The organism is Marinobacter sp., from assembly GCF_041984545.1.
GTDB lineage: Bacteria > Pseudomonadota > Gammaproteobacteria > Pseudomonadales > Oleiphilaceae > Marinobacter.
Window position 1 is genome coordinate 17,194 of sequence record NZ_JBHIXV010000004.1, and the last position, 15,137, is coordinate 32,330.

Genomic DNA, 15,137 nt, shown 5'->3' on the forward strand with positions numbered 1-15,137 from the left:
CGTCTCCTGTTGTCATCGTGCCGGCTCCGGAGAGCCGGTCTGTGTGCTGGCGCCCTCGGCGCCGGCGAATACCGTGTTGCGTGCCGCTCCCATTAAGGGGATCAGACCAGCCGCTTGCGCTCGTTGGAAGGCGGGATGTGCATCGCCTCCCGGTATTTGGCAACGGTGCGTCGCGCAACCTTGATTCCCTGTTCTCCTAGCATGGCTGCAATTTTACTGTCGCTCAACGGCTTTTTGGGCGTCTCCGCAGCAATCAATTTCTTGATCATGGCCCGGATTGCCGTTGAGGAGCATTCTCCGCCCTCGTCGGTGCTTACGTGGCTGGAGAAGAAATACTTCAGTTCGAAAATGCCCCGTGGGGTGTGCATGTACTTCTGGGTGGTGACCCGCGAGATCGTGGATTCGTGCATCTCCACCGCCTGGGCAATGTCCGAGAGTATCAGAGGCTTCATGGCCTCCTCCCCGTGGTCCAGGAACCCCTGCTGGTGCTCGACAATGCGCGTGGCCACCTTCAGCAGTGTTTCGTTCCGGCTTTGCAGGCTCTTGATAAACCACTTCGCCTCCTGCAGCTGGTCCCGCAGATAGGTGTTGTCGGCGCTGCTGTCTGCACGTCTTATAAGTGAAGCATAGCTTGCATTTACCCGAATGCGCGGGGCAATTTCCGGATTCAGTTCCACCCGCCAGCGGCCGTTGTGCTTGCGCACAATCACGTCCGGAATCACGTAGTCCGGCTCGGCGCGGTCAATGACATCGCCCGGGCGCGGGTTCAAACCGGTAATCAGGGCCAGCACTTCCCGCAGCTGGTCTTCCTTCAGTCGGCTGCGCCGCAGCAGCTGGGCGTAATCACGATTGCCCAGCAGATTGATGTAGTGCGTGATGACCAGCCGGGCCTGGGCCAGCCAGGGGGTTTCCGGCGGTAACTGGTTGAGCTGGATGAGCAGGCACTCCTGAAGGTCCCGGGCGAAGACACCTGGTGGGTCGAAGTGCTGCAGGCGGTGCAGCACCGCTTCCACTTCATCCAGTTCAAGGGGGTCTTCCTCAGCCTCATCCAGCAGGCCGGCGTGAATGTCTTCCAGGGAGCTGGTCAGGTAGCCGCGTTCATCTACCGCATCCATCAGGGCGTGAGCAATGGCCTGGTCCCGCTCGCTCATGGGCGTGAGGTTCAGTTGCCATTCCAGGTGATCCTGCAGGGTTTCGGTCGGTGAGTTGCGGGTCTCGAAGTCGTGGTCGTTTTCGTCGTCGTTACGGGCCGCCGGCGCAGGCGCGGACTGATATATGTCGTCCCAGGCGGTGTCTACCGGCAGGTCATCGGGGATGTTATCGGGGATGTCGTTTTCCGACGCCCAGTCCGGGCCGTTCTCGCTTTCGTCCCAGTCGGTCTGGGTTTCGGTCGGGGATTCGGCGGTGTGTTCGGAGGATTCGGATTCGCCCGATTCCGGGCCCTCGGAGGAGGCGTCGGGGTGGTCATCGTCCTCGGAGGTTTCCAGCATCGGGTTGGATTCCAGCGCCTGCTGGATTTCCTGCTGAAGGTCCAGGGTGGAAAGCTGTAGGAGCCGGATCGCCTGTTGCAGCTGGGGCGTCATGGTCAGGCTCTGACCCAGCTTTAACTGTAAAGAGGCTTTCATAACCATGGTTCAGGATCCGTCACTCATCAGCGCTTCGTGCCTTAGCCAGTAAAAAGTCGTTATATGCCGGTCACTTGCCTTGGGTTATATTTACCCTAGCAAGTTCTTTGCCGAGTTTACTTGCTGCAGGTCATCAAAACAATCCGCACTTCGTATCACAGCCTGAATTCGTCGCCCAGATACACTTCCTTGACCTGTTGATTGGCCAGGATGGCATCGGCGTTGCCGGAGGCAATAATGTGGCCGCCGGAAACGATATAGGCATTCTCGCAGATATCGAGGGTCTCACGCACGTTGTGGTCGGTGATCAGAACCCCGATGCCCTTGTCACGCAGGTGGCGAATGATGTGCTTGATGTCGCTGACCGAAATCGGATCGACACCCGCGAAGGGTTCGTCCAGCAGAATGAACGCTGGCTCCATGGCCAGAGCTCGGGCTATTTCAACCCGGCGCCGTTCGCCACCCGACAGCGCCATGCCAATGCTGTCGCGAATGTGGGTGATGTGGAATTCTTCCAGCAGCTCCTCCAGTTTCTGCTCCCGCTCGGCGCGGCCCATGCCCCGGCGGGTTTCCAGGATGGCCATGATGTTGTCGCGAACCGACAGCTTGCGGAACACCGAGGCTTCCTGGGGCAGATAGCCAATGCCCTTGCGGGCGCGACCGTGCATCGGCAGGGGCGTGATGTCGCGGCTGTCGATGGTGATGCGGCCGCGGTCGGCCGGAACCAGCCCGACGATCATATAAAAGCAGGTGGTTTTTCCCGCTCCGTTAGGGCCGAGGAGTCCGACAATTTCCCCACTACGGATTTCCAGGGAAACGTCAATGACCACCTTCTTCTGCTTGTAGCTTTTTGCCAGGTTGCTGGCTCTCAGAATTGCCATCGGAATCCTGTTTACTCAGTGCGGCTGTCGTTACTGCGTGGCTGTATGACCATTTCGACCCGGCCCGGTCCGGAACCAGTGTCGGTGCCACCTTCGGCAGTGACCACCCGGTCCTGCGTATCGTAATGAATGATGTTGCCCCGGAACAGGTTGCCATTCTGTTCAATGATGGCCTCCCGTTCAAAGGTGATGCGCTGGTCGGTCGCAGACCAGGTGATGTTCAGGGCCCGTGCGTCGGTCTCGCCCTTACCGTCGCGGGCTGGCTGGCGGTACCTGGCCGGTTCGCCGGAGGCTTCGATCCGGCTGAGCCCGTTGGCATCCCGGTACAGAACCACCCGCTCGGCATCGAGTCGGGTCTGGCCCTGTTCCAGCTCGACATCGCCGGTGTAGGTTGCGATGCCCTTGGCATCGTCCAGGCGCGCGTTGTCGGCCGTTACCTTGATCGGCGTGTCGGAGTTGAGGTCGAAGGCGGCAGCGGGGGCCATGATCGCCAGTGATACCAGCGCGGCCGCCAGGCGCCGACGTACATTAGTTTCCGGTGTCATAATATCCTTCCACCTGGGAGTTCAGTTCCAGAATGCGCTCGTCTATCCATGCCTTCATGCCAACGGCGGTGGTGATGCCGGTGACATCCCGGATCTCCACTGGCGCGTCGGTGAACACCACGCCTTCGTTATTATCGAGGGTCAGGGTCCGGGTTGTCAGTGTGGTGTCCCGCCCACTTACGCTGCGCAGCACCTGCACGTTGCCGGTGAGATGCACCAGTTCCTGGTTCTGTATCAGCCGGCCCCGATCCGCTTCCACAATCCAGGGCTGGGTGTCGGCATCGCCGTAGAGTTCCGCGCGCGGCGAATCCATGGTCGCCAGGTTGCTTTCTTCAAACTGCTCTATCCGCGGGCTGGCAAACCGGATCTCGAGGTTCCCGGTTTCATCAAACGACCGGTAGTTGCCGTTGACCACAAAGCCGTCGGGCTCGGCATCGCCCCGCAACGCGGCCGCTTCCTGGTCGACAACCGGCGCTTCGTCACTGCGCCAGAGCAGGAAAATTGCCGCCACAACCGTGCCGCCCAACGCCAGCATTCTCAGCCAGGGCCGATCGGCAAACCCGTTCATGGCTGCGGCTCCAGATAGGGTTGCAGTGCGGCGTCGAGCTTGCCCTGGGCGGCCAGGATGAGATCGCAGGCTTCGCGCACGGCCCCGGCACCGCCGTTGGTCCGGGTACAGTAATCAGCATGCTGTTTCACCAGCCAGTAGCCGTTGGGCACCGTAAGACCGAGGCCGGCGAACCTCAGCGCCGGCAGGTCCGGCAGGTCGTCGCCCATATAGGCGATGGCGTCGGGGGTGATGTCCATGGTGCTCACCAGCTCCTGCAGCGCCACTTTCTTGTCTTCACGGCCCTGCATCAGGTGCGGGATGCCGAGGTCGCGCATCCGCTTTTCCGTCAGTGGTGACCGGCGGCCGGTGATGACTGCCACGGTGATGCCCGCCGCCATCAGCTGTTTCAGGCCCAGCCCGTCGAGAATGTTGAACGCCTTGAGTTCGTCGCCGGCGGCACTGAAATACAGCCGCCCATCGCTCATGATGCCATCGACGTCCAGGGCAATCAGCCGGATCCTGCGGGCTTTCTCCAGCAGGTCCTCGGGCCATTCGGGCATCATCGGGTGGGATATCGGGGCTCTGGTGCTGCCGGCCATCAGATCACACCCGCTCGCAACAGGTCGTGCATATTGATTGCTCCAACGAGGGCGCCGCCTGCATCGAGCACGGGGAGGGCATTGATCTTCATCTCTTCCATGATGTTCAGGGCTTCTGCCGCCAGGTGGTCGGCCTCGATGGTTTTGCCGTGCCGGGTCATAACCTCGCGGATGGGGGTATTGTGAATATCCACCGAGCGATCAAGCGTCCGACGCAGGTCGCCGTCCGTAAATATTCCGGTAAGTTTGCCCTGGTCGTCCACCACGGTGGTCATGCCAAGGCCCTTGCGAGAAATTTCCAGAAGGGCGCCGCTGAGAGGCGTGCTCTCATTGACCACCGGAATGCGATCGCCGGAATGCATGATGTCGGAGACTTTCAGCAAAAGCCTTCGGCCCAGGCTGCCGCCGGGGTGCGAGAAAGCAAAGTCCTCGGCACTGAAACCGCGGGCCTCGAGCAGGGCCACGGCCAGCGCATCGCCCATGACCAGAGTCGCGGTGGTGGATGAGGTGGGCGCGAGGCCCAGCGGGCAGGCTTCCACCGCCACGCTCACATCGAGGTTGGCCACTGCCTCCCGGGCGAGGGTGGAATTGGCGTTGCCGGTCATGCTGATCAGCGGCGCACCCATGCGTTTGATCAGTGGCAGGATGGTAACCACCTCGCTGGTGTTGCCGCTGTTGGAGATCGCAATGACCACATCCTGGGGGGTGATCATGCCCATGTCGCCATGGCTGGCTTCGCCCGGATGCACAAAAAATGAGGGCGTGCCCGTGCTGGCCAGGGTGGCGGCGATCTTGTTGCCAACGTGACCGGACTTGCCCATGCCGGTAACCACAACCCGGCCCTTGCAGGCCATGATAACTTCGCAGGCACGGTCGAACTGTTCGCCAATGCGGCCTTCGAGTGCGTCGATGGCGTCCCGCTCAATGCGGATGGCACGCAGGGCGGAGGTACGAAAGTCGGTTGCAGTCTGGTCGGTCATCGGGCTTGGGGCCTGGCTGTCGCGTCTCTGGGAAATGCCGCTGAAAAGTGACATCGAAAATTGTTCCCGGAGTATATCATTTTCAACGGCTAACAATGCCCGGTGATCGAAAGATCAGTCAAACTGATCATGGCGGTCAGTGGATTTCGGGTAGTATTTCCCCGCCATGGATTGAGCTTGCAGGCTCCTTGGCATAATGTAGCCACACTTCGAAAGGTAAGGACTATGGATTCGCCGGCTTACATTACACTCAAGGATGTCGTTTTTTCCCGTTCCGGACGCCGTATTTTCGATGGGATAACGCTGAGCATTCCCCGTGGCCGCATCACCGCCATCATGGGCCCCAGTGGTACCGGTAAAACCACGCTGCTGCGCCTGATTGGCGGGCAACTCAAGCCGGATTCCGGCCAGGTGGTGGTGGACGGGCACGAGGTGCCCCGGCTCAAGCGCAAGGCGCTCTATACCCTGCGTGAGAACATGGGCATGCTGTTCCAGAGCGGGGCCCTGTTCACGGATCTTTCTGTGTTCGAGAACGTGGCCTTTCCGCTGCGAGTTCACACTCGTCTGCCGGAAGACATGATTCGTGACATAGTCCTGATGAAGCTCGAGGCGGTTGGCCTGCGCGGAGCTCGTCATCTGATGCCCTCGGAACTGTCCGGGGGCATGACCCGCCGGGTCGCGCTCGCTCGCAGTATCGCCCTGGACCCGGAACTGATCATGTACGACGAGCCTTTCGCCGGCCAGGATCCCATTGCCATGGGTGTGCTGGTGAAGCTGATTCGCGATCTGAACAGCTCCATGGGTCTCACCAGTGTGCTGGTGTCCCACGATGTGCCCGAATCCCTGAGCATTTGCCACTACGCCTGCATCATCTCCGACGGCAAGGTGATTGGTGAGGGTACGCCCGAGCAGTTGCGGGAACACCCTTCTGAACAGGTCCAGCAGTTCCTCCAGGGGCAGCCGGACGGGCCCGTCCCCTTCCATTATCCCGCCGATGATGCGGGCCGGGACTTCGGTCTCTCCGGGGGTGGTGTGTGATCGACAGAGTTGCCGCCCTTGGTCGCCTCGGGCTGAATATTGTCGCCTCCTTCGGTCGGTCGGGCCGTTTCCTTATGGGCGTCCTCGGAGGTGTGCCCAAGCCCGCCACCGGGTTCCCGTTGCTGGTACGTCAGCTCTACGCCGTGGGGGTGTTGTCCCTCGCCATTATCGTGGTGTCCGGATTGTTCATCGGCATGGTGCTGGGGCTGCAGGGCTACACCATTCTCAGTGACTATGGCTCAGAGTCTGCCATTGGCCAGATGATTGCCCTCACTCTGGTCCGGGAACTGGGCCCGGTGGTGACCGCGCTGCTGTTCGCTGGCAGGGCTGGTTCCGCGTTGACCGCCGAGATTGGCCTGATGAAAGCCACCGAGCAATTGTCCAGCATGGAAATGATGGGTGTGGATCCGCTGCGCCGGGTTATTGCACCGCGCCTGTGGGCCGGGTTCATCGCCATGCCGGTGCTGGCCGTCATCTTCTCGGTGGTTGGTATCTGGGGCGGCATGCTTGTGGGTGTCGACTGGCTGGGCGTGTTTGAGGGGTCCTTCTGGGGCAACATGCAGTCCTCGGTCGATTTCGTGGACGATGTCCTCAATGGCGTAATCAAGAGCATCGTTTTCGGCTTTGTGTGTGCCTGGATTGCGGTGTATCAGGGGTATGATTGTGTTCCGACCTCTGCAGGCATCAGTTCAGCGACGACCAAGACCGTGGTGTACTCCTCGCTGGCTGTTCTGGGGCTGGATTTTGTTTTGACCGCCGTGATGTTTGGCGATTTCTGAAACCATCGATAACGGGATTTCAACGGAGCCGGAAATGGCACAGAGAACCACTGAAATCATTGTTGGCCTGTTCATGATTGCAGGCTGTGCAGCGCTGCTGTTCCTGGCGTTACAGGTAAGCGGGCTGTCGCCCAAGTCTGCCGGTGACACCTATACCATTTACGCCAACTTCAACGACACCGGCGGCCTGACGCCGCGCGGCAGGGTGTCCATGGCGGGTGTCACGGTGGGCACCATCGAGTCCATCGCCCTCGACAAGGATACCTTTCAGGCCCGGGTGACGATGTCCATCGATTCGAACGTGGATAACATTCCCGCCGACAGTTCCGCAGTTATACGTACATCCGGCCTGCTGGGGGAGCAGTACATTGATATCTCCATTGGCGCGGATATGGACTCCCTGAAAGAGGGCGACACCTTCTACTCAACCCAGTCGGCCATGAACCTTGAGCGGCTGATCAGTAACTTCGCATCGGGTCGTTGATACCGGCCGGAAAAGACTACACAGGAGATCGGGATGTTTGTTTTCAGAATCCACACGCTGCTGGGCCTGGTGTTGGCCCTGTTCCTGGCATCGGCCGCCCACGCCGGCGAAGCCGAAGACCTGCGCGAATATGTGGATACCAACACCCAGAGTCTGGTGGACAAGCTCAATCGTGAGCGCGGTCTGTACGAAAAGGATCCGGAAGCCTTTTACCGGAAAATGGACGAGGCGCTGTCGGATTTTGTTGATTTCCGGCGGATTGCCGCCCGGGTGATGGGCCGGTACGCGCGGCAGACGACTCCCGAGCAGCGCGACGAGTTCGTGGTCAAGTTCAAGCGCAGCCTGTTTGACAGTTACGCCCAGGCGCTGGTCAGTGCCGAGGAATTCAAGATCAATGTGCAGGGCGCTACCATCAATCCACAGGACAGCGGCCGGGCCTCCGTGCAGATGGAAGTGGTCACAGCGTCGGGTAACCGCTACCCGGTGACCTATTCCATGTACAAGACCGACAGCGGCCAGTGGATGATGGAGAACGTGATCGTTGAGGGCGTGAACATTGGTCTGGCTTTCCGCGACCGTTTCAGCCAGGAAATGGAAGAGAACCGCGGCAGGATCCAGGCGGTGATCGACGGCTGGAGCGACGCTGTCCAGTCCCTCAACCTGGAGCAGGAAGTGGACAAATCATGAGTCAGTCCGCGCCGCTGGCCCGGCTGTCAGACGGTGTTCTGGTGGTCTCGGGCTATGTGGACTTCGACAGCGTTGTCGCCCTGCGCAGACAGGGCGACGCGCTGATTGCCAGTTGTTCCCGGGCGCTGACGGTAGACCTGGGGGCTCTGGAGAACGCCCACAGCGTCGTTCTGTCGCTTCTATTGTGTTGGCGCCGGCTGGCGGCAGGGCGCAGTATCGAACTGTCTTTCCGCGGTGTCAGCGACAGGCTGGCGTCACTGGCCGCCCTCAGTAATCTGGAAGATGAGTTGCCCGGTTTTGCACCGGGATCCGAGATCCCCACTCACTGAAAGCTCAGGGTTTCGACGCCCCGCATTACTGCATGGTAAAGCTGACCCGGGCGCCGTAATTGGTTACAATCTCGCCCCTGATTTCCAAACACCCGAGGTTTTTCTATGGATGCCAACCAAGTCACCGAGCTGGTCAAGGAATCCTTTCCTGACTGCGACGTGCAGGTACAGGTTGACGGTACCCATTATCTGGTTGTTGTTGTGGGCGATGTGTTTGAAGGGCTATCCACCATCAAGCGCCAGCAGCTGATCAACAAGGCGCTGTTCCAGCAGGTAATGGATGGCACAATCCACGCACTTCACCCGCGCGCCTTCACGCCGGCCGAATGGGCAGATCGCCAGGGCTGAAACGCCCGAACAAGACAGGATATTCATTGTGGACAAACTTCTGATCAGGGGCCGCAAGCCCCTGGATGGTGAAATCCGGATTTCCGGTGCCAAGAACGCCGCGCTGCCAATCCTGGCAGCAACCCTGCTCGCGGACGAGCCGGTGACCGTCGGTAACCTGCCGCACCTGAACGACATCACCACCATGATCGAGCTGCTCGGCCGCATGGGCGTGGAGCTGATGATTGATGAGAAAATGAGCGTGGAGATCCACGCCAACACCATCAAGCATTTCCACGCGCCCTACGAGCTGGTGAAAACCATGCGCGCCTCCATTCTGGTGCTGGGTCCACTGGTCGCGCACTTCGGTGAGGCGGAAGTGTCCCTTCCCGGTGGCTGTGCCATCGGCAGCCGGCCAGTGAACCTGCACATCCACGGCCTGGAAATGATGGGCGCGGATATCAAGGTTGAGAACGGCTACATCAAGGCGAAGACCAACGGTCGCCTCAAGGGCGCCCACATCTTCCTGGACACGGTCACCGTTACCGGCACCGAGAACCTGATGATGGCCGCGGCCCTCGCTGATGGTAAAACCATTCTCGAAAACGCTGCCCGTGAGCCGGAAGTGGTGGATCTGGCAGAGTGCCTGATTGCCATGGGCGCCGACATCAAGGGCCACGGCACCGCCACCATCGAGATCAACGGCGTTGAGCGGCTGCACGGCTGCCACTACAACGTGCTGCCGGACCGTGTTGAAACCGGTACCTATCTGGTGGCCGCCGCCGCCACTGGCGGCCGGGTCAAGCTCAAAGACACCCGAGAAGACCTGCTCGAAGCGGTGCTGCTCAAGCTGGAAGAGGCCGGCGCACACATCAGTACAGGCGCCGACTGGATCGAGCTGGACATGAAAGGCAACCGCCCGAAAGCAGTGAGCCTGCGTACGGCCCCGTATCCGGCGTTCCCGACCGACATGCAGGCCCAGTTCGCCGCCATGAATGCGGTGGCGGAAGGCTCCGGAACCATTGTCGAGACGGTGTTCGAGAATCGCTTCATGCACCTGCAGGAACTGATCCGCATGGGCGCAGACATCACCCTGGAAGGCAACGCCGCTATCATCAAGGGTGTGGGCCACCTGACCGGTGCACCGGTGATGGCCACTGACCTGCGGGCGTCAGCCAGCCTGGTGATTGCCGGCCTGGTAGCCGACGGCGACACCATCGTCGATCGCATCTACCACATCGACCGTGGTTACGAGTGCATTGAAGAGAAGCTTCAGCTGCTGGGCGCCAGCATCCGCCGACTGCCGGCCTGAGGCACCCAACCAGACATTACAGGGAAACCGGAAGAACTGATGACAGATTCCATCACCATCGCCTTGTCGAAGGGACGAATCCTGGAGGAAACCCTGCCGTTGCTGGCGGAGGCCGGCATCGAGCTGGTCGACGACGTCAAGAAATCCCGCAAGCTGGTGTTCCCGACCACCGACCCTCAGGTGAGGGTGCTAATCCTGCGGGCCACCGACGTACCCACCTACGTTCAGTACGGTGGCGCCGATCTGGGCGTGACCGGCAAGGATGTTCTGATGGAGCATGGTGGCGAGGGGCTTTACGAGCCGCTGGATCTCAACATCTCCCGGTGCCGGTTGATGACTGCCGGGCCGAAGAACCAGACCCCGCCTGCCGGTCGTATCAAGGTGGCGACCAAATTCGTGAACCTGGCTCGTCGTTATTATTCGGCCCAGGGCCGCCAGGCGGACATCATCAAGCTCTACGGCGCGATGGAGCTGGCACCGATCCTGGGGCTCGCGGATGAAATCGTCGACATCGTGGACACCGGTAACACCCTCAAGGCCAACGGTCTGGAGGCCCGGGAGCTGATTGAGCACATCAGCAGCAGGCTGGTGGTTAATCGCGCGTCCATGAAGATGAAACACGCCCGGATTAACCCCATAATCGAAAAGATGTCGGCAGCCGTTGAGAAACGACGAGAGCCGCAATAGAGCCCTGTTTACAGGATGAGAGATATGACCGTAAGCATCAAACGACTGAACGCCTCACAAAGTGACTTCGACCGCGCCCTGGCCAGACTGCTGGCCTGGGACGACAGCGTTGATCATCAGGTGAACGAGTCGGTGCGTCATATCCTGCATGAAGTGAAAACCCGGGGTGATCAGGCGGTTCTGGAATTTACCGAGAAGTTCGACCGCCTGAAGGTCGGCTCCGTGGCCGAGCTGGAAATGGATCAGGGCCGGTTACAGCAGGCGCTGGAAGCGATTCCCCAAGACCAGCGGGTGGCGCTTGAAAAAGCCGCCGACCGGATTCGCGACTACCACGAACGGCAGAACCAGACCTCCTGGCAGTACGAGGACCAGGACGGCACCGTGCTGGGGCAGAAGGTAACGCCGCTGGATCGCGCCGGTCTGTACGTGCCCGGCGGCAAGGCGGCGTACCCCTCCTCGGTATTGATGAACGCCATTCCGGCAAAAGTGGCTGGTGTGAGCGAAGTCATCATGGTGGTGCCCACACCGGATGGCGTGGTGAACGACATGGTACTGGCCGCGGCCGCCATCGCCGGCGTTGACCGGGTATTCACCGTGGGTGGCGCCCAGGCGGTTGCCGCGCTGGCCTACGGCACCGAGACCATTCCGGCGGTCGACAAGATCGTGGGCCCGGGCAACATCTTCGTGGCTACTGCCAAGCGGGAAGTCTTTGGCGTGGTCGGCATCGACATGATCGCCGGCCCCTCGGAGATCCTGGTGATCTGCGACGGCAAGACCGACCCGGACTGGATCGCCATGGACCTGTTCTCCCAGGCCGAACACGACGAACAGGCCCAGTCCGTCCTGATCAGCCCGGATGCGGCGTTCCTGGATTCGGTGGAAGCGAGTATCAACAAACTGCTGCCGACCATGGAGCGCGCCGACATCATCCGCACCTCCGTGACTGACCGAGCCGCCCTGATCCAGGTGGCCGACCTGAAAGAAGCGGCTGCTGTCTCCAACCGGATTGCCCCCGAGCACCTGGAGCTTTCCGTGGAAAATCCTGAGGCCCTGCTCGAGGACATCCGCCACGCCGGCGCCATCTTCATGGGTCGGTACACCGCCGAAGCCCTGGGTGACTACTGTGCTGGCCCGAACCACGTGCTGCCCACCAGCGGCACGGCTCGATTCTCCTCGCCACTGGGCGTTTACGACTTCCAGAAGCGGTCCTCCATCATCGGCTTCAGCGCCGCGGGTGCGGACCGGATGGGTCGCGTGGCGTCGGTTCTGGCGAGAGGCGAGGGGTTAACGGCCCACGCCCGGTCGGCGGAGTATCGCGTTAAAGGCTAGCGGCGGTTGTCGGATTACGGCTTTGCCTAATCCGACCTACGGACTGTATCTCTGATCTACGCAGGCAGATGGGAGAGGCTTTGCCCGGGAATGTCGTCGGCCATGGATGGCCGGCGCCAAGCGCACATGGATGTGCTCGTAGCGTTTCCCGGGCAAAGCTTCTCCCAGCTGCCGTCAACTCGGAGCAAAACATGAGCAAGTTCTGGAGCCCCTTAGTCAAAGACCTGGTTCCATACGTCCCGGGCGAGCAGCCCAAAATGGCCAAACTGGTAAAGCTGAACACCAACGAAAACCCGTTCGGCCCATCACCCAAGGTCATCGAAGCCATCCAGGCGGAATTGAACGACAGCCTGCGCCTCTATCCGGACCCGGAAGGCGAAAGCCTGCGCCAGACTATCGCCACCTACCACGGCATTCAGCCAAACCAGGTCTTCCTGGGCAATGGCTCGGACGAAGTGTTGGCGCACATCTTCTACGGCCTGTTTCAGCACGGCGAGCCGATTCTGTTTCCAGACATCACCTACAGCTTCTATCCGGTGTACTGCGGCCTCTATGGGATTCCGAGCAAGGTGGTGGCACTCACCGACAGCTTCGAAATCAATCCGGCGGACTTCACACAGCCCAATGGGGGCGTGATCTTCCCCAACCCGAACGCGCCTACCGGCCGGTATCTGGGGTTGGAGCACGTTGAAGAGATTCTGGCGGCCAACCCGGATCGCGTGGTGGTGGTCGACGAGGCCTACATCGATTTCGGCGGTAAAACGGCCATTACCCTGGTGGACAAGTACCCGAATCTGCTGGTCTCCCAGACCCTCTCCAAGGCCCGCTCTCTGGCCGGCCTGCGAGTCGGCTTCGCTGTTGGGCACCCGGATCTGATTGAGGCTCTGAATCGAGTCAAGAACAGCTTCAACAGCTACCCGCTGGATCGCCTGGCGCTGGCCGGCGCCAAGGCCGCCTATGAAGACGAGGCCTGGTTTCGCAAGTGCTGCGAGGGCGTGATTTCCGAGCGTGAGCGGGTGACTGCCGCCCTCGAAAATCTGGGCTTTGAGGTGTTACCGTCGAAGGCGAACTTCATCTTTGCCCGGCACAAAGAACAGTCCGGCGAGGCTTTGGCTCGAGGACTTCGGGAGCAGGGCATTATCGTTCGGCACTTCAACAAACCCAGAATCAGCGATTTTCTGCGAATTACGATTGGTACGAGTGACCAGAACGATGCTCTGATCAACGATCTAGATTCCCTCTAGCCTTCTGGTTTGGCGGGTAGAGCGGGACAGGCACCTCTTTCCGGGAACCGCTACGAGCACATCCATGTGCGCTTGACGCCGGCCGTCCATGGCCGGCGACATTCCCGGAAAGAGGTGCCTGTCCCGCTCATCCGGTAACCTCAGGATAGTCAGGAGCGCAACCTTATGGCGAAAAGAACGGAAATACTCAACAGAATTAATGAATGGCTTCAGCCAGAGAATTTCCAGGATTACTGCCCCAACGGACTGCAAGTAGAGGGCAAATCCGACGTAAAAACCATCATCTCCGGAGTAACTGCCTCCAAAGCTCTCATCGAAGCCGCCATTGACGCGAACGCCGACATGATTCTGGTGCACCACGGCTATTTCTGGAAAGGCGAGGACCAGCGCATTCAGGGCATGAAGCGCGAGCGCCTGAAACAGCTTCTGGATAACGACATCAATCTGGTGGCCTACCACCTGCCGCTGGACGACCACCCGGAGTATGGCAACAACCGCCAACTGGCCGACGTTCTGGATATCCGGAATGCGCGACCGCTGGGCGGTCTGGTATGGGAAGGCGAACTGGCAGAACCTATGTCGCCGGAGGCATTCGGTCGGCACATCGCCGAACAGCTCCATCGCGAACCGCTGTGGGTGGGCGAGGGCCCATCGATGATCAAGCGAGTAGGGTGGTGCACCGGCGCGGCCCAGGGATTCATCAACAACGCTCTGGATGCCGGACTGGATGCTTACATCAGCGGCGAGATCTCCGAACCGACGACCCATACCGCCAGGGAGTGCGGTATCCACTACTACGCTGCTGGCCATCATGCGACAGAGCGTTATGGTGTCCAGGCGCTCGGCAGGGCATTAGCAGAAGAGTTTGGAGTGATTCACAAATTTATTGACTGCGATAACCCGGTTTAGCGAGGTGCCTGGGTTGAGCCCGTCATTCGCCGACGAGCTTATCGAGATTTGAGATAGTCCAGAGGAGGGTGGTGCGTCAGAAGGAGTGCCTTTCAGGTTTGTGTTTGCTGAGAATTGCACAAGGAATAGTGGATCTGGGCCGGCACCCCTTTCCGGGAATGTCGCCGGCCAAGGACGGCCGGCGTCAAGCGCACATGGATGTGCTCGTAGCGGTTCCCGGAAAGGGGTGCCGGCCCAGATCCTTCCCCGAAACCATCAGTCCTGCAGAGAGCATGCTCGCCAGTTGAAGGTAAAAATCAGGCCTGCTGAGCCTTGTCACCCTTCTTGAGTCCGAAATCCTCAGCCAAAGTGCCGGCAGCTTTGGGGTCAGTCTTCGGAGCATAGTCCCGAGGTGGCTCGGCGGCGTCCTCGCGCACCTCTTCCAGGCGCTTCTTGGAGGTTTCCTGAGCCAATTCCTCCATCCACTCCTCGTCGTTACACAGACGATTCGCACCGCGTGCCATATGCTGGTTCACATCCCGGTAGGCATCATTGAACCGACGCAGCAGATGGGCCGACTCCATGAAATGCTCATTCACCTGGGCCTGGTAGCGGGTGTACTCGCTTCTCAGTTCCTCAATCTGCTGTTCCGCCCGGCGCTGCCGGAGCGTCGTTCCCTGACCGGAACGGCCAACAAATACCCCGATGACAATGCCAACAACCAAAGCGGCAATCGCTGCCAGAATCAGGTTAGTCATATGCTGTGTCGTCCTTTTACCTAGAAGTGAGCCAAGCTCCAGTACCACGAGTATAACGCCCCGGGCTCCATCATCCCATGATTGCCGGTTGCGCC

The 15,137-nt window shown here is 60.2% G+C and carries 18 protein-coding genes; 11 read left to right on the plus strand and 7 right to left on the minus strand.

Translation table 11 applies throughout. The annotated features are described in order from the left end of the window. Nucleotides 1-101: 101 nt before the first annotated feature. From ACFC20_RS02735 to ACFC20_RS02760, 6 genes are all read right to left on the minus strand, one after another. Complete coding sequence (locus ACFC20_RS02735; RefSeq protein WP_375191651.1) at nucleotides 102-1,631, minus strand: RNA polymerase factor sigma-54; 1,530 nt, start codon at nucleotides 1,629-1,631, stop codon at nucleotides 102-104. 149 nt (nucleotides 1,632-1,780) lie between these two features. Then, nucleotides 1,781-2,506: an LPS export ABC transporter ATP-binding protein gene (gene lptB / locus ACFC20_RS02740; protein WP_375191652.1), complete on the minus strand. Its 726-nt coding sequence runs from the start codon at nucleotides 2,504-2,506 to the stop codon at nucleotides 1,781-1,783. 11 nt (nucleotides 2,507-2,517) lie between these two features. Further along, the gene (lptA, locus tag ACFC20_RS02745; RefSeq protein ID WP_375191653.1) at nucleotides 2,518-3,051 is read right to left on the minus strand and encodes a lipopolysaccharide transport periplasmic protein LptA; all 534 of its coding nucleotides are present in this window, start codon (nucleotides 3,049-3,051) and stop codon (nucleotides 2,518-2,520) included. After that, nucleotides 3,035-3,619 (minus strand): LPS export ABC transporter periplasmic protein LptC, encoded by a 585-nt coding sequence (gene lptC, locus ACFC20_RS02750; protein WP_375191654.1) that lies wholly within the window; start codon nucleotides 3,617-3,619, stop codon nucleotides 3,035-3,037. The genes lptA and lptC overlap by 17 nt, the downstream gene beginning before the upstream one ends. Further along, nucleotides 3,616-4,200 (minus strand): 3-deoxy-manno-octulosonate-8-phosphatase KdsC, encoded by a 585-nt coding sequence (kdsC, locus tag ACFC20_RS02755; RefSeq protein ID WP_375191655.1) that lies wholly within the window; start codon nucleotides 4,198-4,200, stop codon nucleotides 3,616-3,618. Before kdsC ends, lptC begins: the two co-directional genes overlap by 4 nt. Further along, nucleotides 4,200-5,234: a KpsF/GutQ family sugar-phosphate isomerase gene (locus tag ACFC20_RS02760; protein WP_375191656.1), complete on the minus strand. Its 1,035-nt coding sequence runs from the start codon at nucleotides 5,232-5,234 to the stop codon at nucleotides 4,200-4,202. The genes kdsC and ACFC20_RS02760 overlap by 1 nt, the downstream gene beginning before the upstream one ends. 171 nt (nucleotides 5,235-5,405) lie before the next feature. Here ACFC20_RS02760 and ACFC20_RS02765 point away from each other — a divergent pair, with 171 nt between their 5' ends. The 11 genes from ACFC20_RS02765 to ACFC20_RS02815 all read left to right on the plus strand — a co-directional run bounded on the left by ACFC20_RS02765 (nucleotide 5,406) and on the right by ACFC20_RS02815 (nucleotide 14,305). Beyond that, the gene (locus tag ACFC20_RS02765; RefSeq protein ID WP_375191657.1) at nucleotides 5,406-6,218 is read left to right on the plus strand and encodes an ATP-binding cassette domain-containing protein; all 813 of its coding nucleotides are present in this window, start codon (nucleotides 5,406-5,408) and stop codon (nucleotides 6,216-6,218) included. Beyond that, complete coding sequence (gene mlaE, locus ACFC20_RS02770; protein WP_375191658.1) at nucleotides 6,215-6,997, plus strand: lipid asymmetry maintenance ABC transporter permease subunit MlaE; 783 nt, start codon at nucleotides 6,215-6,217, stop codon at nucleotides 6,995-6,997. Before ACFC20_RS02765 ends, mlaE begins: the two co-directional genes overlap by 4 nt. Before the next feature lie 34 nt (nucleotides 6,998-7,031). Next, entirely contained in the window at nucleotides 7,032-7,481 is a 450-nt protein-coding gene (gene mlaD / locus ACFC20_RS02775; RefSeq protein WP_375191659.1) for an outer membrane lipid asymmetry maintenance protein MlaD, read from the plus strand. A gap of 33 nt (nucleotides 7,482-7,514) precedes the next feature. After that, on the plus strand, nucleotides 7,515-8,168 hold the full coding sequence (locus ACFC20_RS02780) for a phospholipid-binding protein MlaC (protein WP_375191660.1): 654 nt from the start codon (nucleotides 7,515-7,517) through the stop codon (nucleotides 8,166-8,168). Further along, nucleotides 8,165-8,497 (plus strand): lipid asymmetry maintenance protein MlaB, encoded by a 333-nt coding sequence (locus ACFC20_RS02785; RefSeq protein ID WP_375191661.1) that lies wholly within the window; start codon nucleotides 8,165-8,167, stop codon nucleotides 8,495-8,497. The genes ACFC20_RS02780 and ACFC20_RS02785 overlap by 4 nt, the downstream gene beginning before the upstream one ends. 105 nt (nucleotides 8,498-8,602) lie before the next feature. Beyond that, nucleotides 8,603-8,845, plus strand: a complete 243-nt coding sequence (locus tag ACFC20_RS02790; protein ID WP_091986651.1) for a BolA family protein — start codon at nucleotides 8,603-8,605, stop codon at nucleotides 8,843-8,845. Nucleotides 8,846-8,873: 28 nt separating this feature from the next. Then, the gene (murA, locus tag ACFC20_RS02795; RefSeq protein ID WP_375191662.1) at nucleotides 8,874-10,136 is read left to right on the plus strand and encodes a UDP-N-acetylglucosamine 1-carboxyvinyltransferase; all 1,263 of its coding nucleotides are present in this window, start codon (nucleotides 8,874-8,876) and stop codon (nucleotides 10,134-10,136) included. A gap of 39 nt (nucleotides 10,137-10,175) precedes the next feature. Further along, complete coding sequence (hisG, locus tag ACFC20_RS02800; RefSeq protein ID WP_091986646.1) at nucleotides 10,176-10,823, plus strand: ATP phosphoribosyltransferase; 648 nt, start codon at nucleotides 10,176-10,178, stop codon at nucleotides 10,821-10,823. Nucleotides 10,824-10,847: 24 nt separating this feature from the next. Then, nucleotides 10,848-12,152, plus strand: coding sequence for a histidinol dehydrogenase (gene hisD, locus ACFC20_RS02805; RefSeq protein WP_375183465.1), 1,305 nt, complete (start codon nucleotides 10,848-10,850; stop codon nucleotides 12,150-12,152). A gap of 191 nt (nucleotides 12,153-12,343) precedes the next feature. Continuing rightward, nucleotides 12,344-13,396, plus strand: coding sequence for a histidinol-phosphate transaminase (gene hisC, locus ACFC20_RS02810; protein WP_375191663.1), 1,053 nt, complete (start codon nucleotides 12,344-12,346; stop codon nucleotides 13,394-13,396). A 165-nt stretch (nucleotides 13,397-13,561) separates the two neighbouring features. Further along, a complete protein-coding gene (locus tag ACFC20_RS02815) occupies nucleotides 13,562-14,305 on the plus strand; it encodes a Nif3-like dinuclear metal center hexameric protein (protein ID WP_375191664.1) in 744 nt (247 codons plus the stop codon). A 296-nt stretch (nucleotides 14,306-14,601) separates the two neighbouring features. Here the strand turns inward: ACFC20_RS02815 and ACFC20_RS02820 are convergent, their stop codons facing one another. Then, nucleotides 14,602-15,042: a YhcB family protein gene (locus ACFC20_RS02820; protein ID WP_375191665.1), complete on the minus strand. Its 441-nt coding sequence runs from the start codon at nucleotides 15,040-15,042 to the stop codon at nucleotides 14,602-14,604. Nucleotides 15,043-15,137: the final 95 nt, after the last annotated feature.

What these genes read in the sequence shown, in the direction of transcription:
- ACFC20_RS02735 (WP_375191651.1), bottom strand. Translation starts at nt 1,631, where the DNA reads ATGGTTATGAAAGCCTCTTTACAGTTAAAGCTGGGTCAGAGCCTGACC.
- lptB (WP_375191652.1), bottom strand. Translation starts at nt 2,506, where the DNA reads ATGGCAATTCTGAGAGCCAGCAACCTGGCAAAAAGCTACAAGCAGAAG.
- lptA (WP_375191653.1), bottom strand. Translation starts at nt 3,051, where the DNA reads ATGACACCGGAAACTAATGTACGTCGGCGCCTGGCGGCCGCGCTGGTA.
- lptC (WP_375191654.1), bottom strand. Translation starts at nt 3,619, where the DNA reads ATGAACGGGTTTGCCGATCGGCCCTGGCTGAGAATGCTGGCGTTGGGC.
- kdsC (WP_375191655.1), bottom strand. Translation starts at nt 4,200, where the DNA reads ATGGCCGGCAGCACCAGAGCCCCGATATCCCACCCGATGATGCCCGAA.
- ACFC20_RS02760 (WP_375191656.1), bottom strand. Translation starts at nt 5,234, where the DNA reads ATGTCACTTTTCAGCGGCATTTCCCAGAGACGCGACAGCCAGGCCCCA.
- ACFC20_RS02765 (WP_375191657.1), top strand. Translation starts at nt 5,406, where the DNA reads ATGGATTCGCCGGCTTACATTACACTCAAGGATGTCGTTTTTTCCCGT.
- mlaD (WP_375191659.1), top strand. Translation starts at nt 7,032, where the DNA reads ATGGCACAGAGAACCACTGAAATCATTGTTGGCCTGTTCATGATTGCA.
- ACFC20_RS02780 (WP_375191660.1), top strand. Translation starts at nt 7,515, where the DNA reads ATGTTTGTTTTCAGAATCCACACGCTGCTGGGCCTGGTGTTGGCCCTG.
- ACFC20_RS02785 (WP_375191661.1), top strand. Translation starts at nt 8,165, where the DNA reads ATGAGTCAGTCCGCGCCGCTGGCCCGGCTGTCAGACGGTGTTCTGGTG.
- ACFC20_RS02790 (WP_091986651.1), top strand. Translation starts at nt 8,603, where the DNA reads ATGGATGCCAACCAAGTCACCGAGCTGGTCAAGGAATCCTTTCCTGAC.
- hisG (WP_091986646.1), top strand. Translation starts at nt 10,176, where the DNA reads ATGACAGATTCCATCACCATCGCCTTGTCGAAGGGACGAATCCTGGAG.
- hisD (WP_375183465.1), top strand. Translation starts at nt 10,848, where the DNA reads ATGACCGTAAGCATCAAACGACTGAACGCCTCACAAAGTGACTTCGAC.
- hisC (WP_375191663.1), top strand. Translation starts at nt 12,344, where the DNA reads ATGAGCAAGTTCTGGAGCCCCTTAGTCAAAGACCTGGTTCCATACGTC.
- ACFC20_RS02815 (WP_375191664.1), top strand. Translation starts at nt 13,562, where the DNA reads ATGGCGAAAAGAACGGAAATACTCAACAGAATTAATGAATGGCTTCAG.
- ACFC20_RS02820 (WP_375191665.1), bottom strand. Translation starts at nt 15,042, where the DNA reads ATGACTAACCTGATTCTGGCAGCGATTGCCGCTTTGGTTGTTGGCATT.